The organism is Helicobacter sp. MIT 14-3879 (assembly GCF_003364125.1).
On sequence record NZ_NXLP01000002.1, the window covers coordinates 228,602 to 249,080 of the forward strand.

Annotated in this window: 20 protein-coding genes and 1 other RNA gene; 9 read left to right on the forward strand and 12 right to left on the reverse strand. The window is 28.9% G+C overall.

What is annotated here, in order from left to right:
* Positions 1–30 precede the first annotated feature (30 nt).
* Entirely contained in the window at positions 31–1,374 is a 1,344-nt protein-coding gene (locus CQA44_RS02550; protein ID WP_181881748.1) for an acetyl-CoA carboxylase biotin carboxylase subunit, read from the reverse strand.
* The gene (gene accB, locus CQA44_RS12465) at positions 1,375–1,845 is read right to left on the reverse strand and encodes an acetyl-CoA carboxylase biotin carboxyl carrier protein (RefSeq protein WP_181881749.1); all 471 of its coding nucleotides are present in this window, start codon (positions 1,843–1,845) and stop codon (positions 1,375–1,377) included.
* 75 nt (positions 1,846–1,920) lie between these two features.
* On the opposite strand from accB, the gene dcd reads away from it, so the two are divergent.
* The gene (dcd, locus tag CQA44_RS02555; RefSeq protein ID WP_115545712.1) at positions 1,921–2,478 is read left to right on the forward strand and encodes a dCTP deaminase; all 558 of its coding nucleotides are present in this window, start codon (positions 1,921–1,923) and stop codon (positions 2,476–2,478) included.
* Positions 2,479–2,546: 68 nt separating this feature from the next.
* On the opposite strand, the gene CQA44_RS02560 is transcribed toward dcd, so the two are convergent.
* From CQA44_RS02560 to CQA44_RS02575, 4 genes are read right to left on the reverse strand one after another with little or no spacing between them, the layout of a single operon-like run.
* Complete coding sequence (locus tag CQA44_RS02560) at positions 2,547–3,596, reverse strand: type IV pilus twitching motility protein PilT (RefSeq protein WP_115545713.1); 1,050 nt, start codon at positions 3,594–3,596, stop codon at positions 2,547–2,549.
* Between the two features lie 26 nt (positions 3,597–3,622).
* Positions 3,623–4,063 carry a hypothetical protein gene (locus CQA44_RS02565; protein ID WP_115545714.1) on the reverse strand — a complete coding sequence of 147 codons (441 nt, stop codon included), beginning with the start codon at positions 4,061–4,063 and terminating at the stop codon, positions 3,623–3,625.
* Positions 4,060–4,980, reverse strand: a complete 921-nt coding sequence (locus CQA44_RS02570) for a type II secretion system protein (RefSeq protein ID WP_115545715.1) — start codon at positions 4,978–4,980, stop codon at positions 4,060–4,062. The genes CQA44_RS02565 and CQA44_RS02570 overlap by 4 nt, the downstream gene beginning before the upstream one ends.
* Complete coding sequence (locus tag CQA44_RS02575; RefSeq protein ID WP_115545716.1) at positions 4,977–5,651, reverse strand: type II secretion system protein; 675 nt, start codon at positions 5,649–5,651, stop codon at positions 4,977–4,979. Before CQA44_RS02575 ends, CQA44_RS02570 begins: the two co-directional genes overlap by 4 nt.
* 368 nt (positions 5,652–6,019) lie before the next feature.
* On the opposite strand from CQA44_RS02575, the gene CQA44_RS02580 reads away from it, so the two are divergent.
* Genes CQA44_RS02580 through CQA44_RS02610 form a run of 7 tightly spaced genes read left to right on the forward strand, consistent with a single transcriptional unit; the run spans position 6,020 to position 14,676 of the window.
* Positions 6,020–7,741, forward strand: coding sequence for a hypothetical protein (locus CQA44_RS02580; RefSeq protein WP_115545717.1), 1,722 nt, complete (start codon positions 6,020–6,022; stop codon positions 7,739–7,741).
* Positions 7,738–8,376 carry a hypothetical protein gene (locus CQA44_RS02585; RefSeq protein WP_115545718.1) on the forward strand — a complete coding sequence of 213 codons (639 nt, stop codon included), beginning with the start codon at positions 7,738–7,740 and terminating at the stop codon, positions 8,374–8,376. Before CQA44_RS02580 ends, CQA44_RS02585 begins: the two co-directional genes overlap by 4 nt.
* 1 nt (position 8,377) lies before the next feature.
* Positions 8,378–8,923, forward strand: coding sequence for a hypothetical protein (locus CQA44_RS02590; protein ID WP_115545719.1), 546 nt, complete (start codon positions 8,378–8,380; stop codon positions 8,921–8,923).
* Positions 8,924–8,933: 10 nt separating this feature from the next.
* On the forward strand, positions 8,934–10,649 hold the full coding sequence (mshL, locus tag CQA44_RS02595; RefSeq protein ID WP_181881750.1) for a pilus (MSHA type) biogenesis protein MshL: 1,716 nt from the start codon (positions 8,934–8,936) through the stop codon (positions 10,647–10,649).
* A 27-nt stretch (positions 10,650–10,676) separates the two neighbouring features.
* On the forward strand, positions 10,677–11,693 hold the full coding sequence (locus tag CQA44_RS02600) for a tol-pal system YbgF family protein (RefSeq protein WP_115545721.1): 1,017 nt from the start codon (positions 10,677–10,679) through the stop codon (positions 11,691–11,693).
* Positions 11,693–13,456 carry a GspE/PulE family protein gene (locus CQA44_RS02605; protein ID WP_115545722.1) on the forward strand — a complete coding sequence of 588 codons (1,764 nt, stop codon included), beginning with the start codon at positions 11,693–11,695 and terminating at the stop codon, positions 13,454–13,456. Before CQA44_RS02600 ends, CQA44_RS02605 begins: the two co-directional genes overlap by 1 nt.
* The gene (locus tag CQA44_RS02610) at positions 13,453–14,676 is read left to right on the forward strand and encodes a type II secretion system F family protein (RefSeq protein WP_115545723.1); all 1,224 of its coding nucleotides are present in this window, start codon (positions 13,453–13,455) and stop codon (positions 14,674–14,676) included. The genes CQA44_RS02605 and CQA44_RS02610 overlap by 4 nt, the downstream gene beginning before the upstream one ends.
* 40 nt (positions 14,677–14,716) lie before the next feature.
* On the opposite strand, the gene CQA44_RS02615 is transcribed toward CQA44_RS02610, so the two are convergent.
* The 6 genes from CQA44_RS02615 to CQA44_RS13145 all read right to left on the reverse strand — a co-directional run bounded on the left by CQA44_RS02615 (position 14,717) and on the right by CQA44_RS13145 (position 19,894).
* Positions 14,717–15,982 carry a (Fe-S)-binding protein gene (locus CQA44_RS02615; protein ID WP_115545724.1) on the reverse strand — a complete coding sequence of 422 codons (1,266 nt, stop codon included), beginning with the start codon at positions 15,980–15,982 and terminating at the stop codon, positions 14,717–14,719.
* Positions 15,979–17,343, reverse strand: coding sequence for an oxygen-independent coproporphyrinogen III oxidase (gene hemN, locus CQA44_RS02620; protein ID WP_115545725.1), 1,365 nt, complete (start codon positions 17,341–17,343; stop codon positions 15,979–15,981). Before hemN ends, CQA44_RS02615 begins: the two co-directional genes overlap by 4 nt.
* Positions 17,343–17,714, reverse strand: coding sequence for a DUF2603 domain-containing protein (locus tag CQA44_RS02625; protein ID WP_115545726.1), 372 nt, complete (start codon positions 17,712–17,714; stop codon positions 17,343–17,345). The genes hemN and CQA44_RS02625 overlap by 1 nt, the downstream gene beginning before the upstream one ends.
* Entirely contained in the window at positions 17,702–18,664 is a 963-nt protein-coding gene (gene argF / locus CQA44_RS02630; RefSeq protein WP_115545745.1) for an ornithine carbamoyltransferase, read from the reverse strand. Before argF ends, CQA44_RS02625 begins: the two co-directional genes overlap by 13 nt.
* 156 nt (positions 18,665–18,820) lie before the next feature.
* Positions 18,821–19,333: a hypothetical protein gene (locus tag CQA44_RS02635; protein WP_115545727.1), complete on the reverse strand. Its 513-nt coding sequence runs from the start codon at positions 19,331–19,333 to the stop codon at positions 18,821–18,823.
* A 9-nt stretch (positions 19,334–19,342) separates the two neighbouring features.
* Positions 19,343–19,894 carry an LPP20 family lipoprotein gene (locus tag CQA44_RS13145; protein ID WP_408941373.1) on the reverse strand — a complete coding sequence of 184 codons (552 nt, stop codon included), beginning with the start codon at positions 19,892–19,894 and terminating at the stop codon, positions 19,343–19,345.
* Positions 19,895–20,261: 367 nt separating this feature from the next.
* On the opposite strand from CQA44_RS13145, the gene ffs reads away from it, so the two are divergent.
* An RNA gene (ffs, locus tag CQA44_RS02645) (signal recognition particle sRNA small type) lies at positions 20,262–20,359 on the forward strand.
* Positions 20,360–20,479 lie beyond the last annotated feature (120 nt).

The window sequence follows — 20,479 nt, forward strand, 5'->3', positions numbered from 1 at the left end:
TTAAGCCTTAAAATATTTATTTTAAGGCTTCTATAGCATTTTTTGTTCCAAATATTTAGTATGTATTTTTGATTTTTGAAAATCCTCATTCTCCATCATTTTAATATGAAATGGAATAGTAGTTTTTATACCCTCTATTTTAAACTCTTTCAAAGCTCTTTTCATTCTAGCAATAGCCTTATCTCTAGTCTCAGCCCAAACTATGAGTTTTCCAATCATAGAATCATAAAACATAGGCACACTATATCCTGCATAAGCATGTGTATCAATTCTTACATTACCTCCACCTGGAGCAATCCATTCTGTTATCTTACCAGGGGAAGGATAGAATTTCTCTGGATCTTCTGCCGTAATTCTACATTCAATTGCATGTCCTCTAAATATAATTTCATCTTGTTTTGGTAAGTTTTTGCCTTCAGCTATATTAATCATAAGTTCAATTAAGTCTAAACTACTTACCATTTCACTAACAGTATGTTCTACTTGAAGTCTAGTATTCATTTCCATAAAGTAGAAATCTTTTTTATTTTCATCTAATAAGAATTCAAAAGTTCCAGCACCTTCATATTTGATGTATTTAGCCGCTTTTATAGCAGTCTTTAAAAGTCTTTCTCTAACTTCAGTTTCTAATATTACTGCTGGGGATTCTTCTATTAATTTTTGTTGTCTTCTTTGTACAGAACAATCCCTTTCTCCTATATGTATCACATTTCCTTTTTTATCTGCTAGTATTTGAACTTCTATGTGTTTTGGATTTTTAATAAACTTTTCCATATAAATAGAACCATCGCCAAATGCACTTATAGCTTCAGATTCTGCTGCTAGAATTGAATTTTTTAGATTTTCTTCATTTTCAACTATTCGCATACCTCTTCCACCACCACCTGCTGCGGCTTTTATAATAACAGGATAACCTATTTTTTTAGCTATTTTTTGTGCATCTTTATAATCTTTTATGGCGCCATTACTTCCTTCAATTACAGGAATTCCTGCCTCTTTCATAACATCTTTTGCTTTGCTTTTATCACTCATTAATGCCATTACACTTTGGCTTGGACCTATAAAAATTATATTATGATTTTCACAAATTTCTACAAAATTTTGATTTTCACTTAAGAAGCCATATCCTGGGAAAATTGCATCAACCTTAAATAATTCAACAACTGTTATTATTGCTGGTATATTTAGATAACTATCACTAGATTTCGCTCCCCCTATACATATTTTTAAATCAGCAACATCTAGATAATGTATATCTTTATCAGCAGTAGAATATATTACCACAGCCTCTTTGCCCATATCTTGTATAGTCCTAATAGCTCTAAGTGCAATTTCCCCACGATTTGCTACCAGGATTCTATTAATTTTTTTCATTTATATTTTCTCTACTAAAAATAATGGAGCATTAAACTCTACGCTTTGAGCATCTGATGCAATTATCTCAATAATTTTACAATCAAATTCTGCTTCAATTTCATTCATTATTTTCATAGCCTCAATAATAGCTATTGTCTGACCTTTTTTTACTTTGTCTCCAACATTTACATATGGAGCAGAATCTGGAGACGGAGCACGGTAAAATGTCCCAACCATCGGTGAAGTGATTGTCTCTGTGTTATTAGATGAGGCTATTTTTTGTGGCTCTTTTGGTGTAGCTTGTGTTATTTCTATTTCTTTTGGTATTTCTTGTGTGATATTTGTTACAGGCACTTGAATTTGATTTTTTGTTAATTTATTAGAATCTTTTTCTAATGTGATTTCAAAGTTTTCATTTGTAATTTTAAGTTTAACAGAATTAGAGCTATCAAACATTTCTAATAACTTTTTTATTTCTTGTATATTCATAAGAAAGCCTTTTTTCTAAAATTTTAAAAATGAGTTTTGTATAATAACACAAAAAATATCAAAAAAAGGTTTATAATGGGATTAAAATCTGATAAATGGATAAAGGAAATGTCATTAAAAAAAGATATGATAAGCCCTTTTACATCATCACAAATAAGAAAAGGAGTTATAAGTTATGGCGTTAGTAGCTATGGATATGATATTCGTGTAGCAGATGAATATCAAATATTTACTAATGTAAATTCTACTATTGTAGATCCCAAGAATTTTGATTCTTGCAATGTGATAGAGCATAAAGGTGATATTTGTATTGTTCCTCCAAATTCATTTGCACTTGCTAGAACTATTGAGTATTTTAAGATGCCACGAGATGTTTTAGCTATATGTCTTGGGAAAAGTACTTATGCAAGATGTGGAATAATAGTCAATGTAACTCCATTTGAGCCTGAATTTGAAGGATATATAACTATTGAAATATCAAATACAACTCCACTTCCTGCAAAAATATACTCAAATGAGGGCATAGCACAAGTATTATTTTTTCAGGGGGATGAATCTTGTGAAATTAGTTATAGAGATAAAAATGGCAAATATCAAAAACAAATAGGAATAACATTACCAAGGGTTATATAAAATATAATATATTTTATATAAAAATTATACTCTTAATAAGTATAACAAATATAAACTCAAAAAAGAGTTTATATTGTGGCAGAGGCTATATCGTATTCCTCTTTTGATATAATTCTACTTCCATATAGCTCATTTAAGCTTTGTGCCATAGTTTTCATTTCAGTTAAAGTTTGTCCAATCATCATTTGTGAGTTAATTTGGTGGATTTTATTTTCTCTAATTAGGTTTCTAATAGCTGGAGTTCCTATTAATATTTCAGTAGCAGCCACTCTTCCACCATCTACACGAGGAAGTAGAATCTGTGATAAAATTCCTTCTATTGTGATTGCAACTTGACTTCTTACTTGTTCTTGTTTTGAACCTTCAAATGAGCTTACAAGTCTGTTTATAGTTTGTGCAGCTGAATTTGTATGTAGTGTTGCAATAACTAAGTGTCCTGTTTCAGCAGCTTCAAGTGCTATTTCCATAGTTTCTGTATTTCTCATCTCACCTATGAATATTATATCTGGGTCTTCTCTAAGGGCAGATTTTAATGCTTTTTGAAATGTCTTTGTATCTTCACCTAAGTTTCTATAAGAAAAAAGGCAATTAATACCCTTATGAACATATTCTATTGGGTCTTCAATACAGAGTATGTGTTTTTTATCATTTTGATTTATTTCATTTATCATTGCTGCAACTGTTGTAGTCTTTCCACTTCCTGTTGGTCCTGTAACTAATATTAAACCTTTTCTTCTTGTAACTAATTGCTTTAAAACTTTTGGTGCATTGATTCCATCAAGAGTTGGAATCTTTGTAACAATGGTTCTAAAAGCTGCAGCAACACTCCCCATGGTGTAATAATAATTAACCCTAAAACGACCTATATCTTCTAATTCTATAGAAAAGTCCAACTCCCTCTCCTCTTCTAAGGTCTTTTTTTGTTTATCAGTAAGTAGAGAGTAACATAGCTTATCAATTTCTTTTTTATTTAAAACAGGTAAATTTAGCTTAACTAAAGAACCATCGATTCTAATTTGTGGTTCGCTTCTTGCTACTAAATGTAAATCTGATGCATTATGCTTTAGCGTAGTCTTTAAAAGCATATTTATATCATAACTTAACTGCACTTCTTCCATAATTTTAACTCCTTTTTGACTTATTTTTAAGGTTTAACTATCTGTCTTCTTGTAACTCTAAGTGTTTGATTTGTTATAGGATTTGTTACAGAGCCAGAAATATCTAATATCATTACATTTTTTTGATCCTCTTGTGCCGTGCTTGAACTATTATCTATTAAAGGAGTCATTTTATATTTAAATTGATATTCACCCCTTTCACCATAATTAATATATCTTTCTATCGAAGCCATAACATTAGGTCTTTTTGTGTTAGTGTTTTCATTATCTACAAAACCATTTCTTTGAATATATAATATTGCTAATTCAACAGTAGAGTTCAAATAAAGATCTAGCTGTATTGCAATATGTTCATTTGTGGTTGTATTTAATGTAGTGCTACTTAATTTTAACCCTAGTATCCCAAGTGTAGCTACTAATACAGTTATTATAATGGCATATATCATGCCAAATGCTTTTCTTTTCATTGTAGTATTACACCTTCCTTGCAAAATTCATTCATAACGCTTTTTATGACTCTATTGTTAAAACAGATTCTAACCCTAATTAATCCTGCATTGGCTTCTGTCCATAGGTATAGATTTGATACATTATTAGCTATCACAGTTTCATTTCTTGCATTTTGTGGTTGCTGAGATATTAATAAATCACCATTTGCATTTTTTATAATATTTGTTGGATTTGTATTAACAATAACTCCTATATCGCCAATTTGCAATGGAGAATTTTCTAATGTTATTACTCTATTAGAAGTAGAGATTATCCTAAAAATAGCACTTCTATTTCTTGTATTATTTGAATAATACTTATCAAGCTGTGTAGTTTTGCTCCCAGCATTTACAAATGGGAAATAAAGCGAAATATTTGCCGTATTCATTATAGGTCTAATATCATCACTAGCAAAAGCGGCTACAATGATATTTCCATCTTGAGTTTTACCAGTTGTAGCATTTGTTATTACTCCAGAGTTATTTAAATCTATAAAACCACTAAAATAAGGTATATTTGCATTCTGATTTGCAACAAATCTACCATTTATAGAATCCATATTTTTCTCTATAAATGTTATTTGTGTACCAGCATTGCTATCAATTGCTTTTGGTTCGCTAATTGAAGATAATGCAATGTAATTATTTCCTGTTTTAATAGAGATAGAATCCCAAATAGAATTTTGTATATATTTTGATATTTGTCTAATTGCAGATGCACTATCTAACTCTAATTTTGCATATTCTTTTTGTAGTGCATAATTTTGTAAAATTTGATTTATTGCCATAGCACCAGCAACAGAAACTAGACCTGTTATGACTATCACAAATACTAATTCTAGCATTGTAAATGATGAACGATTTTTATTAAATTTATATTTCTTGCTAATAATCATGGTGTTATTTTCCTATTATCTTTAATAAATGGAATATCAGAGCCAATATTTGTTGCGTAGTATTTATACACAGCAACCGTTTCTGGGTTTTGGTTTGGTAAAAATCTCATTAAAGTAACATTAATCAATTTTATATCTGTTATTCTATTTACATTTGTTAAAGAACCTGCAGTGGTTTCATTTCCAAAATTTATATCAGCGTAATTTACATCTACTGAAAGCTGAAAAATATCTACCCCATTGCTTGCTATTTTTTGAGTATATCCTTGAAAATCATTTATTGCCTCTAAGCGACTATTTGCTTGGATTTTAAGAGCAGATTTTGAACTTGGGTCGCACATTCTCCTTCTGTTTGCATTACCAAGACCTTTTTTTGTTTTTATTTTAGCATCTGACTTTTTATCTAATATTTTACAGTCTGTAGCTGTTTGCCCTGTATTTAAAATATAATATTCTCCAGAGCTAATAAAATCTGCTATATTATTTCTATCCCAAGGCTTATTTTTAATTGTTTCCATAAGTGTAAGTGCATTATAGTAACCTAATACATTTTGAGACATCATTGTATTAGCATTACTTTGTCTTACAATTAGGGGTATGCTTAATATTACAATACCAACTATAACTATGGAAAACACAAGTTCTATCATAGTAAATCCACGTTTTTTCATAAATCAATCCTTAAACTCTGATATTAAAGAATGGCAAATTTATTAATTACCTTAATAAAGTATTATGTAATATTACATTTAGCTTAAAGTAAATCAAAAGACAATAAAATCATACTATAAAACTATAAAAATTATAATATTAAATATATATTTTTTAAATAATTTAATATTAAGTTGTTATGTTTTGCAGTAAAAATTTATATTTTTTAAATTTTAGTGGTATAATTCCCGATTTAAATAACGAAGTTTGAGAAAACAAATTGGATTTTAGGGTAACCATCTTTTTATATTTATAATTTAAATAGGTTATTTAAGGTTTTTTAGGCATACTCTTTTTAAGTAAGTAGAATTTATATGAGGTAAAGTATATGAAGTTTAATTTTAAAAGAAATGTTAAACAGCGGGCAACAAATATTGTATATTATGATTCTGATACAAAAGTAATCTACAATAACATTGGTGGAAATATTGTCCAATACACTAAAAAAGCTGATGCAAAGCTAAGAGTATCTACTCTAGTTTCTTTTGATTCTTTATTAAAGGCAAATATAGATGTTCCAAAGACAATAGATGAATTAGATATAGAAGATTTTATAATAGAACAGACCTATAAACAGCTAAATATACAGTCTGATTCTAGTTACGAGATTTCTTATTTTAAAATTGAGACAAATTTTGATGCTGACCATTGGAGTTATGATGTTTATGCGATAGATTCAGCATATCTTGAAAAAAACTATGACGACTTATTGGCAAAAACTCAATATATTGATGTTATAACTTCTACTGCATTTTTACCTATAGTATTGTATAAAAAAGGTAAGTTAGATTTAATTGGAAATCATATATTTGTATTTATTGGAAATAATAGCGGAATATTTGCATTTTATAGCAAGGGTGAACCTGTTTATATAAAAACTTTAAACTCAAATATTCATAGACTTAGAATTGAGTTTAATCAAGAAACATCTTTAGAGTTAAGCAGTTCAGAATTTGAAAATTTTATAGCAGGTAAAGTTCAAGAAGTATCTGAACATAGACAATCAATAGATACTATGCTTGATAAGATTAGTCGTGATATTGAAGAAAATATTTTATATATCAAAAGAGTATACTCAAATCTTGACCCAACAGTTATATATTATGGAATGAGTATAGAATATGATAATGATTTTTTATCATTCTTTAGAGATACATTTTTAATTGAAACTAAGCCATTTAATAGTTTAGCATTTATAGAAACTATTAAGGGTAGTAGTGCAATAGCTGATATAGCTATGTATTATGCAGATTATTATATTGCTAATGTAGATTCTAAGCTACCTAACTTTTCTTATGCAAAACGACCAAAGCCTCTTAATCAGAGAGAATCTGGTCAGTTTGTATTGATAGTTGGAGGAATTTTTGTATTATCTCTTTTATATCCTGTTTATAACTTTGCTATGGCAGGATTTTTTTCTTTTAGAGGAGATATGTTGCAAAAAGAGTATGATAATGTAGTATTTCCACAAGCAGAAGAGTATAGAACTAGAGAAGAGCAATTAAAAAAGCAAATTGAAAACTTGCAAAAGCAAAAAACCTCTGTTAATGAAGAAATTGCATCTGTTAGAAATAACATGAATGATATTCATAGTTGGCAAATAGGGTATATACAAAAATCAAAAGTTATAGATGATATTTTAAAAGTAGCAAATAATAGTAGGGTTAGCGTTGTTAAATCTACCGCAATTGCAAATAATAATCAGCAATTAATAATAGAATTGAACTTATTTGCCAAAACGCAAGATGATATTACAGATTTTATTAAAAACTTAAATGAAAAAAAAATATATAAAAGCGTGGTTACTGAAAAAGTAGATAGAGTTAATTTTGGTGATGAAAACAATGCGATTACAAGTTCTCTTAGAAATCAAAATCAACAAACTACAAATATACAAACGGCTACAACAAATGTAACACAAAGGCAAGAAGATACTAATTCAACAAAGATAGATTCAATTTCAGCAAAAATTGACTTTAGTGAGAATCCAGATTTAGGGAAAAAAGTAAATAGATATTTGAATTCAATAGTTAAGGTGGTTATAAGATGAGTAGTTTTCAAACACAAATCTATGAACAATTAGATAAATTAGATGATTATTTAGTTGATAAGAATCCATCTGAAAGAGTAGCATTTGGGCTTCTTATTGGTATTGTTATAGCCGCTGTTTTATATTTTGCCTTTTATGATTTAAGTAGTGGGTATAAGTTTTCTTATGAAGGTATTTATAATGATATAAATTCTAAATTGCAGCAAGAAACAGAATATATAGATTCTATGGATAATGGTGGTTTTATATCATTAGAACAGCAAATTAATAGTTCGCAAAAGGATATTTCTCAAGCACAAGAAAATTTGAAATATTTGCAAGGATTAATTAATGAGGTTTTTGTTTATAGCAAAGATTGGTTCTTAACATTTGATGATGCCTCAAAAGCAGCTGCATCTATGGGACTTATTGTTAATGGAACAGATATTGAAATGAATGATGCTACAAGTCTTGGTGGAATGAAATATTCTTCATTTGTTTTATTTGGATATGGCAAGTTTTCACAAATACTCCAATATATAGATTGGTTAGAAACTTATGGTAAATTTATATCACTGGATAGCATAATTATAGAAAGTAAAAACAATAGATTGAATTTTAGTATTTTGATACGAAATTTCAGAGGAGGAATATAAAATGAAAATTTTTCTAATATTTTTATTTACCATAGGTAATCTTATTGCTGATGATAACTCAACAACAAGTATAGTTTCTTCAAATTCTAATGTTGTTTTACCAGTTGAGGGCGATAATATAGTTGATAAGGATTCAAATGCAACATTATTAAATCAAAATTCTTCTAAATTACCAAATATTGATGATCAAAATAAAGAAGAAAATTTAGATGAAAAATTAAAAAATGATATTATTACATTTAATAGGATTGATTACATAAATAAAAACACAAATATACAAGACCCATTTATTTATATATATCCTCAAACTGATGATGATTTAGCTTATACCACAAAAGTGGAACAAGCTGTGCTTGTGTTGAAAGGCATTTTTGAAAATAGGGCTAATATAAATAGTCAATGGGTAGAAAAGGGCGGAAATGTGGAAGGTTGGAGTGTTGTAGATATTCAAAAGAATCAAGTAAAACTAGAGTTTAGAAATAAGAAAAAAACGCTAGAAGTTGTTCCAGAGAAAATCAATATTAAAAAAGAAGTTAAATATGAGTAGGTGTTATAAAATGAGAAAGAGTATTTTTGTATTAGTGTTAAATTTGTTGTTAGGTTCGTATGTATTACAAGCTGATAGCTTATGTGAGGATACTGCATTTAGTATGTCTGCTTCTAGTTTAGATGGAACTTCAGTTGGTGATTTACTTGAACAACTTGCCCTGAAATGTGAATATAGTATGTTAGTTAGAGATAGAGCAGCCAAAGATAGGCTTTCAAAACCTATTGCATCGGTTAATATAGTGCAATTACCATTAGAAAAAATCTTTGATTTATTGCTAACTGAAAATGAGCTAAATTATGAGTTTGATGGGAAATTATTAAAGATTTCTTATCTTATGACAGAGACTTTTAAAATAAATTATATTGGAACCTCTAGGATAGGTTCTAGCAATACAGATATTATATTATCACAAAATGCAATGTTGTCAGATACCACAACTGCCTCTACTACTACACAAGGTAGCGGATTACAAGCTTCTGGTGGAGCTAATTTTGATACCCAAAGTGCAGCTCATAGAAGCTTAATTAACTCAGCAATGCAGGGTGGTAGTGCAGATAGTATTACTGGGACAAAGATTCGTTCTGTTGATGAATTTGATTTTTGGGGTAAAATAGAAAAGGAAATTTTTGAAATTGCATTTAGACCCGGTGATGCACATCAACCAAAAAGGAAATTCTCAACAGATACTACTTCAAGTTCAGGACAAGGTGGTTCATCTCAAAATCAAGATACGACTAATAACGAAGATATTGGTGAGGGACAAAGTGTTGTTGTAAATAAAACAGCAGGACTTATTACAGTTACTGGAACTATTAAACAAATTGAAAGAGTTAGAAAATATATTAAAGAATTAGAAGAGCAAATGCAAAATCAAGTAATGATAGATGTAAATATTCTAACTGTTACCCATAGTAACGCAAATACTGTTGGTGTTGATTGGAATCAGTTATATAATTTAGGAAATTTAATTACTCCAAGTGGTATATCTGATACAGGAACAACAGGGACTCCTTTATTTACACAAAAAATAGGTGGTGGTGGAACTATTCAATTATTTTCATCTGGTGTTGCTTTAACTAAAATTGTAGAATTTTTAAATTCATATGGTAAAGTTAGATCTGTTTCTAACCCAAAAGTTTTAACATTAAGTAATCAACCTGCTTTAATTAGTGTTGGTAGCCTTTTAAGATATACACAAACATCAGCATATTTGACAGCTACATCTGGAACATCATCAACCTCTACAAATACTACTTATCCTAGTGTATTTTCTGGCGTTTTACTTGATGTTACACCTTCTATTCAGGGTGAGTATATAATGTTAAAGATCAATCCTAGTGTTACTAGGACTAAAGACCTAACAACAGAAAATCAAGCTACTGCATTAGCAGAACCACCTAACTTATCTGCAAATCAGCTATCTTCTTTAATTCGTGCTAGAGATGGAGATAAAATTGTTATTGGAGGGTTGATTAGCAAGAGTGTTACTAATAGTAGAAATAGAGTTCCTTTATTGGGGTATATACCAATTATAAAATATCTTTTCTCTTATGATACTATGTCTGAAGAAACCAATGAGATGATTATAGTTATAACCCCTCATATTATTAAGAGAAATGATAATCCAAGTCTTCAGGATTTAGGATATTCAGAAACTGTTAATGAAATCATAAAAAAAGATGATATAAAAGCAGATATAGATATAGATGATGATGTGGAGTAATCCATATTTATAATTGAAGCGTTATATATGAAAAAGATTATTGAATTAGAAAGTAGATGGAGGTCTTATAAATATAAAGCAGTCATCTTTTATCTATTTATTATTGTTTTTATTATTTTTATCGTATTGCTTGGATTTTTTATAAAACTACAATATGATAAAAGAGTTTCTAAAAATAATATTATTGCTAGTAAGCAAATTATAAAAAAAGAAATTTCTAGTAATGTTAATAATAATGAAACTCAAAGTAATATTATAAAGTCAGATGATATTAAGCGAGTTAAAACTGATAATACAAATAAGATTAATTTTATCTGTAAAAAAGTTATAGTAGATAAATTAGCGGTTCGTTCTTTGCCCGATTTTAAATCTAAATCTATTGGATATTATGCTTTAGATTCTATATTTTGTGCCCAAAATGAAAATGTAAATGGATTAATTAAAACTACAAATGGTTGGGTTAGTGCTAATGATAAATTTAGTAAAGTTGTAGATGTGAATATGTTTGTAGATTCTGGATTTTATAAATATCAAAATATTGCTAAAAATACTTTAAAGCCGAGATCTAGTGCATTTGAGGAGGTTAAGGTCTTTGATAAACCGCAAGATATACAATCTGCATCTAACATTATAGCAAATAATAATATGGTAAATGAAACTAATAATATTAAAACATTTTCACAAGATATTCCTAAAAATAAGCCTATAATAAATATTAACTCACAAAAGCTTACAAAAGAAACAATCATAGAGCTTAAAAAATCTGATTTTAAAAATACTAATGATTATGATACAGCAATTGAAATAGCAAAATTTTATTATGAGGCTAAAGATTATCAAAATTCGCTTAAATGGGCGTTAAATGCTTCTAATGCGGATTCTAAAGGTAAGCAAAAAACGGAAAGTTGGATAATTTATGCAAAATCATTATATATTTCTGGTAAAAAAGAACAGGCAATAGAAGTTCTAAATCGATATATAACAAGCACAAGTTCTCCAGATGCAATGGATGTTTTAAATAATATGAAACAGGGTATTATCTAGTGGCTAAAGTTAGAATAGGCGATAGATTAATATCTGCTGGGTTGATTACAAATGAGCAATTAGAAAAAGCTTTACAAGAGCAAAAGAAGCAAACTAGAAGAAAAAAAATAGTTAGAGTTCTGGTTGATTTGGGTTATCTTGAAGAAACAGCACTATTAGGCTTTTTTGTAGAGCTTTGTAAGAGAAGAGAGTTAAATTTAATTTCTATTTTAGAGGATTTTCCAAATAGTGAGGAAAATATTTTAAAATTACTTTCTCGTATTCTTAATATGGAGTATGTTGATTTAGATGCTTATGAGTTTAATCCAGATGTAGCAGATTATATTCCTTTTAGCATCATTGAGAAATATCTTGCATTTCCAATGAGCGAAGAAGAAGGAAATATTAAAGTTGTTTTAGCTGACCCATTTGATATGCAAGCAAAAGATGCTATAACTCGTTCTGTTAGAGGCAAAAAAGTAATATTTTGTATAGCAAAAAAAGAGCAAATAGTTTCCATAGTTATTAGACTTTCTTTGCACGATAGTGTTAAAATGCTTGTTAAAAAAATTCGAGAAGAGATGAGTGGAGATGGGAACAACACTCTTTTGGCAGATGACAATAATCAATCTTCAATCACTAAACTAATTTATGTTATCTTTGAAACAGCAATTAAACAAAAAACGAGTGATATTCATATAGAAGGCACTGAAAAAAGTACTTTAGTTAGAATTCGTGTAGATGGTATTATGAGAGAAGCTTTTAAATTTGACAAAGATATGTTTGCTCCTCTTTCTTCAAGGATTAAGCTATTAGCAAATCTTGATATAGCTGAACGCAGAAAACCACAAGATGGTAGATATAGTGATATTATACTTGATAAGCCATTTGATTTTCGTATTTCAACATTACCTATTATCACGGGTGAAAGCATAGTTATTAGGATTCTTGATAAGAGTAAGGTTTTAGTAAGATTGGAAGATCTAGGTATATCAGAGCTTAATTATGATAGATTTAATGAAGCTATTAAACAACCAAATGGAATTGTTTTAGTTACAGGACCAACAGGAAGTGGTAAGACTACTACATTGTATGCTGCACTTAATGCGATTAAAAGTGTTACTCATAAGATTATAACTGTTGAAGATCCTGTGGAATATCAAATGGATATGATTCAGCAAGTTATGGTAAATGAAAGAGCAGGTATGACTTTTGCTGCTGGTCTTAGATCTATACTTAGACAGGACCCAGATATTATAATGATTGGTGAGATTAGAGATAAAGAAACACTTCAGATTGCACTTCAAGCAGCACTTACAGGACACTTAGTCCTTGCTACATTGCACACAAATGATGCAATTAGCGGGGTTGCAAGATTGCTTGATATGGGGGTTGAGAGTTTTTTTATCGGCTCTACTATGTGCGGACTTCAAGCTCAAAGACTTGTTAGAAAACTATGTCCTCATTGTAGATATGAGGTGGAACCGCCTGATAAAATTTTATCCCAAATTAAGAATCTTATACCAGATGATTACCATTTTTATAAATCTCACGGATGTAGTCAATGTGGTATGCAGGGATATTCTGGTAGAGAGGTGATATCTGAAGTTGTTTTAGGAACAGAGGGTATGAGGCGTTTGATTTCTGCAAATGCTACTAAAGATGAGCTTTTGGCAGAAGCTAGGAAAGATGGATTTGTTACTATGTTTGAAGATGCTCTTATGAAAGCATTGGAAGGTAGAACAAGTTTAGATGAGGTATATAGGGTGGCAAAATTATCATGAAATTTTATAAAGTATCTTCAAAGAAAAATGGTAGAAAAATTGATCTTGTTATTAAGGCGGGCACTGCAGATGCTGCATTTGAAATCGCTAGAAATAAACATAAAGTAAAGCCTATATCGGCAACTGAAACAGATCCTCCTTTTTATCTTAAGTTTATAAACGATTTAACAAAAGACAAAAAAATAAAATATGATGATCTAATTGCTGCATTTAAGCAAATGTCTTTTATGTTAAATGCTGGTATATCAATACATTCTACTTTGGAAGATTTAGTAAAATATACTGATAATGAAAAGTTAGTTGGTATATTTGATGATGTTTTAACGGGTGTAAATAGTGGTAGAACATTAACAGAATCCTTTATGGATCATAGAATGGTAATAGGTGGATTAACTATATCTATGATTTCTCTTGGTGAAAAGACAGGTAATTTGGCAGAATCTTTGGACCTACTTGTAAAAAATCTAGAGGAATTACGTGATAATAGGGCTAAATTTAAAAAGGCTATGCGTTATCCAATTATTGTAGTTTCTGCTATGGTGATAGCTTTTGTTGCGTTATGCCTACTTGTTATTCCACAATTTAAGGATATATTTTCTGAATTAGGGGCTGATTTACCACTTCCTACAAAAATTTTAATAGGTATAGAATATGTTGTAACTAATTATGGATTATTTGTAGCATTGGCAATTGTAGGTGTAATTGTATATTTAAGAAATAAATATAAGAAAGATCAAGCATTCAAATATAAATTTGACCAGAATATTTTAAAAGTAAAACTAGTAGGCAGAATTACTTTTTTATCAAATATTACTCAATACACAACTACTTTATCTCTTCTTCTTAGGGCTGGTATTTCACTTGAAGAAGGATTGGAATCTTCAGCTTCTTTGCTTGCTAATGATTATATGAAAAATAGATTTATGAGCGTAGATAGAGCAATTAAGAGAGGTGTAACACTAACAGATGCACTTACTGACACAGAATATTTTGACCCTATGAGCATACAGATGGTTAATACAGGTGAACAATCTGGTGAGCTTGATAAAATGCTTGCATCAGTAGCGGAATATTATAAGATAAAATATGATTATATTTTAGATAATTTATCAGCTTATGTTGAACCTATTATGACTTTTTTTATTGCAGGGCTTGTATTGTTACTTGCTCTTGGTATATTCTTACCAATGTGGGGATTAGGAGCAGCTGCAAGAGGATAATAGAGAGTAAATTAGAGTTAATAACTCTAATTTATAAAGTCTATAAACCTTTTAGAATATCTTTTATTAATTCAAGTGGATGTTTAAAAATTGTATTTACATTTTCATTATCCATCGCATTATTTAATTGCATCCTACAAGCACTACATTCTGCACTAACTATATCTGCTTTAGCATCTTTTATATTTTTTGCTTTGGGGGCTCCAGCATTATAGGCTAGATGATATTTTTGGCTTTGTATTGTAACCCCACCAAAACCACAGCATCTATCACACTCTTTCATTTCTACAAAGTTATAGTTTGCCTTTAGTAATTCTCGTGGTTCTTTATAAATTCCTAATACTTTTTTTGCGTGGCAAGGGTCATGGTATGTTATTTTTAAACCACTTCTTTGCTTTTGTTTTAGTGCTTGCAATAAATTTGTATGATGATAAAGATAATCTGTTGCCATATAAATTTTTGGTAAAAGCTTTTCTAATCTCTCTAAATATATAGTATCATTCGTGTATTCTAAAGCGTGTTTCCAATCTTTTAGAATCATTGCAGCACAGGTAGCTTCAGGGATAATCATCGCATCTACTTTATCTAAAAAACTCTCAAAAATTTCAATATTTTTTTTAATTAGATAATTAACGCTTTTAATATCACCAGTAAAGTATGCAGGAGCACCACAGCACTCTTGTTTTGGTATCACTGCTTCTATTCCTAATTTATCTAGTATAAAAAGGAGGGATTCTCCAATATTAGTGTAATTATAGTTACCAAGACAACCTATAAAGATTGCTACTTTCTTAGAATCTGTATGCTTAATTTTATTTAATTTCTTATATTTTTGTAAAAAACTTTTTTTAGAAAAAGGAAATATAGTTCTTTTACCAAGTTTTGATAAAGGAATCCTGCTTCGTAATTTATCACCACTTGCTTTAAAGAGGCAAGGGGATATAAAATAGGTAAATGAAAATACAAAATCCATCAATTTTCTATTTTTTAACAAATAAAAATAAGCCCTCTTATACCATGAGATTCCAAATTTATTTGCAATATCAATGCGTGATTTTATAATCATTGATGCAGTATCAATGGTTTGAGGGCAGAGAGTTGTGCAGGTTGTGCAAAGAAAACAAGTTTCAAAAATATTTTTTAGATTTTTATCTAATGCTATTTCATTTTTTTCATAGATTCCAAGTAAATCAATAAAACCTCTAGGTGAATTAACCTCATCCCTTTCTATTTGATAAATTGTGCAAGAGGGGATACACTTTGCACATTTGACGCAGGATTGGCTAAGTTTTAATAAGTCTATCATACTGTTTTTGAGAATTTTTTATCTTGAATATTCATATTTTCTAAATATTTATCAAATACCATAACAATATTTCTAACTAACATAGCCCCAGTTTGGTTGATTTTAATAAAATCATTATCAATTGTTAGCAAATCTGACTCTATATATTCTTGTAACCTACTTAGACTATCTTTGAAATATTCTATGAAGTTGATATTAAACTTATTCTCTATATGTTTTATATCAAGCACTAAATTATTCATTAATTTCATAATTACATTTTTTCTAATAATATCATCATTATTAAGCCTAACTCCACGTTCTATTGGAAGTAGCTCATTATCTAGCATTTGTTTGTATGTAGCATAATCTTTATAGTTTTGCACATAATAATCGTGTCCCTCACCAATGCTAGTAACTCCAAAACCAACTATTTGCGTGTGTTTTTTAGCAGTGTAACCTTGAAAGTTTCTTTTTAATTCACCATTTTGTGATGCTTTATATAGTTCATCACTCTCTAGTGCAAAATGATCCATTCCTATCATTTTATAATTATTTTCTGTTAAATAATTAATAGTGTATTTTAAAATTGATAGTTTTTCTTTAGGTGGTGGCAATAATTTTTCATCAATTTTTCTCATAGTTTTTTTTATCCACGGGACATGTGCATAATTAAAAATAGCAAGCCTACTTGGCTTTAATTTTAAAGCATAGTTTAAAGTTTCCTTAAAAGTAGCTATATTTTGCTTTGGCAAACCATAGATTAAATCAAAATTAATATTATTAATACCATATTTTCTAGCTATGTTTATTGCATTTTCTACAAGCTTAAATGGCTGGATTCTATGAATAGTAGTTTGAACATCAATATTAAAATCCTGTATTCCAAATGATAGACGATTAAACCCATAGTCTTTTAAAACTTTCATTTGATCTTCATTGAAGAATCTAGGATCAATCTCGCAACTAATTTCTGCATTTTTATCAAAGTTTATAAAAGTATCTCTTATTGATTTTATTATTACCTCTAAACTTTTTGCATCATAAAATGTAGGAGTTCCTCCACCAAAGTGAAATTGGAGAACATTCCTTTTTGTGTCAATATAATTTTTAATCAGATTTAATTCTTTTTTTAAATATGTAATATATTCTTGTTTTTTATCTTCTTTGCTAGTATATATTACATTGCACCCACAAAAATAACAAGCACTTTTACAAAATGGTAAATGAGTGTAGATTGACAAAGGAAGATGAGTATATCTAGCTAGAGATTCTATATAAGCTTTATTGTCAAATGTTTCTTTAAACTCTACTGCTGTTGGATAGCTGGTATATCTTGGACCGGGTTTGCTATATTTTGCAAATTTTTCAAAATTAATCATTAAAAATCCAATGTATTCATTTCTTTAAGATATTCTTCAATATTGATAAATAAGTTTGGATAGTTTGTCTTAGTTTCTTTTATGATTCGTTGTATATCATAGATTGTTAAATGCTCTTTATTTATATTTTTTAACATATTTTTTACCACTATATAAACATCATCAAAATCTTTTGGCATTTCTTTTGCAATCTCTTTTTCAATCATATAATTTATTATTGTAGTATCCATATTTTTAATACTTTCTTGCATCTTGTTATATTCATTTTCGTGGATAATGATATACCTTTCATTGTTAAAATCTATATGAGTTGGAATCCTTTTATGATTAGATAAATCATTAAAAACCTCATTATTTATTATTTTTTCCAATTTTTTTCTCCTAAAAAAGACATTATACCTTTTTGTGCGTGAAGTCTGTTTTGCGCCTCTTGAAACACCTTACTTTGGCTTCCTTCTATCACATCATCACTTACTTCATATCCTCTATATGCTGGTAGGCAATGCAGAAAAATTGCATTTTTGGAGGCTAATCTCATTAAGTCATTATTTACACAAAAGCCTTTAAATGCTTTAATTTTTATGTTTTTATCCTCTTCTTGTCCCATAGAAACCCAAGTATCTGTTGTAACGACATTTGCATTATTTATAGCTTCTTTAGGATTATTTGTAATGTTTATTTTTGCATTTGTTTCTTTTGTAGCTATATTCACAAATTCACTAATCGGTTCAAATCCCTTTGGTGTTGCAATTCTCAATTCAAAACCTAGTTTTGATGCAAGAAATAGCCACGAATTAGCCATATTATTACCATCACCAATATAGCATACAATAGGTTTTCTTACAATTTTATGCTGTGAATAGTTAGCACTTATATCCATACTAATTCCATTTTCTATCATAGTTAAATAGTCTGCAATTAGCTGTGTTGGGTGAAATTCATCGCTTAGAGCATTTATTACAGGAACGCTAGAATATTCTGCAAATTCTTCAATCCTTTTTTGTTCAAAAGTTCTAATCATAATCATATCAACCATTGATGATATTACTCTTGCCGTATCTTTAATGCTTTCACCTCTGCCTAGCTGTATATCCTTGCTTGATAGAAATATAGAGCTTCCTCCTAGTTGATACGCTCCTGCCTCAAAGCTAATTCTAGTTCTAGTTGAACTTTTTTCAAATATCATAGCTAAGATTTTGTCTTTAAAGTTAGGTATTATTTTTTGACCATTTAAAAAGCTATTTTTTATTTCAATGCTAAGTTTTAAAATATCAAGTATCTCTTCTCTAGTATAATCTTTAAGAGATAGGAAATGTTTAATCATTAATTTAACCTTAATAATATTTGATTGGCTGGTGATTCTATCTTTTTTTGTGTTATAAAACAATTTTTAGTGTGTATTTAAAGTATAAAATCTAAAATTTAAATATTTATAGCCTATATAAAATATCTAAATATCTTTACTTAAGGCAGTATTTTACTTTTTGTAATCTATTATAGATACTGTAACGCCATTTGTTAGATTCTTAAAATATATTTTACCATTGCTTCTTTCATAATACATGTCTTCACCCCCATAAGTGAATTTCTGTATTATTGTCCCATCTTTTCCTAACTCTTTACCTATCCCATCAAATATATCTTCTTTTAATAAAATTTCCTCAAATAGTTTATCATAGCTTACATTTCCAAAAAATGCTCTACTTGCAGGCCATTTTGGAGCACAATCATTTTGAAAACAAATTTCATTATCTTTTATTATAAAACTTCCTAATAATTTTCCTAGTTGAAATACATTTAATTTAATTTCTGGAGTGATTTGAAGTGTTCCAAAGTCATAAAATTTTATATTTTTACTTTTAATTAGAACTAGCTTTAATTCATCTTCATTAATTTTTTGAATATCCTCTATTTGAAGGTTTTTATTTGCACAAGCATTAAACGATAATGCAAACAAGATAATATTAAGGATAAAGATTATTTTGTTCATAATTACTTTTTAATTATTTGATAGGATTTTATGCCAAATTTTACCATCTAGTTTTAATTCCATTGTGATTTGACAAAGACCATCTTTATATATAGTTTCAATAATTTCTGCATTTTTTATTAGTGCTTCAACTTTTGTTTTTACAACAGAATTAATTAATACCATATCTCTAACTGTATCTTGTGCATTTAATCTAATACCATACATTTTTTCGCCTATCTGTCTATAAGCATCAATAATCGCTGCTCTTTTTGCTAGAGCTAATGCTTGTGAAGGTGATATTGTAGATTCTGGTGCTACTCCCATACCAACAGCATTTAATTCTATTATATTATCTGGTGTTAATAATGGTGAATTTTGGATTATATTTGTCTCTTTGGGTTCCTTCGGGCTAGGAGATGGCTCAGGTTGTATTTGTGGAGCTTGTTCATAGGGAACTATTTCATTTGGTGCTACATAGTTTGGCATATAATCATTATTGTGGTCTCTTACATAGGTATCTGTATTTTGGTTATTTAAATTTTTATTTTGAAAATCATATTGTTCTTGTGGTTTTGGCATAGAGCCATTAATATTTGCTTCACCAACATTTAATCTATCTATATTCATAACTTTACTATTATTATCATTCAACAGATTTGGACTATATGGTTGATTTAGCGGTGGATACACTGGTGCTTGAATAGGTGCATAGTTTGCTGAAGGGGGAATCATACCATCATCATCGCTAAGAGCAGCACATCCTGATAAAATTAATACAAAACTGCTAATTATCAATATTTGAAACTTCATATCCTTAACCTTTGTTATTGATTTTAAAATTTAAAAAGCAAATAGTATTCCAATATCAAATTTTACAATAATCATAAATATTAAATTTAATAAAAACAAATTTTAAGGAAAAATAACATAAGATTTCAAAGCCTCTTTTTTAGACCTATGCAATAGGTATTTTAGGTAATGCTTCAGGGTGGGAACACAGCAGAGCCCCTGAAATACTTATGTGCCATAATAATCTGGAAAAGAGGTTAGTTACTAAAATCTACAATTTATAAAATTAATAAAATAATCACATATATTTTTATTTAATTTAACGTTAAAATATTGCTTTTGCAACAACATGTTTAAAAAATCAAGGTTTTAAAT

Coding starts and splice junctions, on each gene's coding strand:
- CQA44_RS02550 (WP_181881748.1), bottom strand. CDS start 1,374: ATGAAAAAAATTAATAGAATCCTGGTAGCAAATCGTGGGGAAATTGCA.
- accB (WP_181881749.1), bottom strand. CDS start 1,845: ATGAATATACAAGAAATAAAAAAGTTATTAGAAATGTTTGATAGCTCT.
- dcd (WP_115545712.1), top strand. CDS start 1,921: ATGGGATTAAAATCTGATAAATGGATAAAGGAAATGTCATTAAAAAAA.
- CQA44_RS02560 (WP_115545713.1), bottom strand. CDS start 3,596: ATGGAAGAAGTGCAGTTAAGTTATGATATAAATATGCTTTTAAAGACT.
- CQA44_RS02565 (WP_115545714.1), bottom strand. CDS start 4,063: ATGAAAAGAAAAGCATTTGGCATGATATATGCCATTATAATAACTGTA.
- CQA44_RS02570 (WP_115545715.1), bottom strand. CDS start 4,980: ATGATTATTAGCAAGAAATATAAATTTAATAAAAATCGTTCATCATTT.
- CQA44_RS02575 (WP_115545716.1), bottom strand. CDS start 5,651: ATGAAAAAACGTGGATTTACTATGATAGAACTTGTGTTTTCCATAGTT.
- CQA44_RS02580 (WP_115545717.1), top strand. CDS start 6,020: ATGAAGTTTAATTTTAAAAGAAATGTTAAACAGCGGGCAACAAATATT.
- CQA44_RS02585 (WP_115545718.1), top strand. CDS start 7,738: ATGAGTAGTTTTCAAACACAAATCTATGAACAATTAGATAAATTAGAT.
- CQA44_RS02590 (WP_115545719.1), top strand. CDS start 8,378: ATGAAAATTTTTCTAATATTTTTATTTACCATAGGTAATCTTATTGCT.
- mshL (WP_181881750.1), top strand. CDS start 8,934: ATGAGAAAGAGTATTTTTGTATTAGTGTTAAATTTGTTGTTAGGTTCG.
- CQA44_RS02600 (WP_115545721.1), top strand. CDS start 10,677: ATGAAAAAGATTATTGAATTAGAAAGTAGATGGAGGTCTTATAAATAT.
- CQA44_RS02610 (WP_115545723.1), top strand. CDS start 13,453: ATGAAATTTTATAAAGTATCTTCAAAGAAAAATGGTAGAAAAATTGAT.
- CQA44_RS02615 (WP_115545724.1), bottom strand. CDS start 15,982: ATGATAGACTTATTAAAACTTAGCCAATCCTGCGTCAAATGTGCAAAG.
- hemN (WP_115545725.1), bottom strand. CDS start 17,343: ATGATTAATTTTGAAAAATTTGCAAAATATAGCAAACCCGGTCCAAGA.
- CQA44_RS02635 (WP_115545727.1), bottom strand. CDS start 19,333: ATGAACAAAATAATCTTTATCCTTAATATTATCTTGTTTGCATTATCG.
- CQA44_RS13145 (WP_408941373.1), bottom strand. CDS start 19,894: ATGCCAAAACCACAAGAACAATATGATTTTCAAAATAAAAATTTAAAT.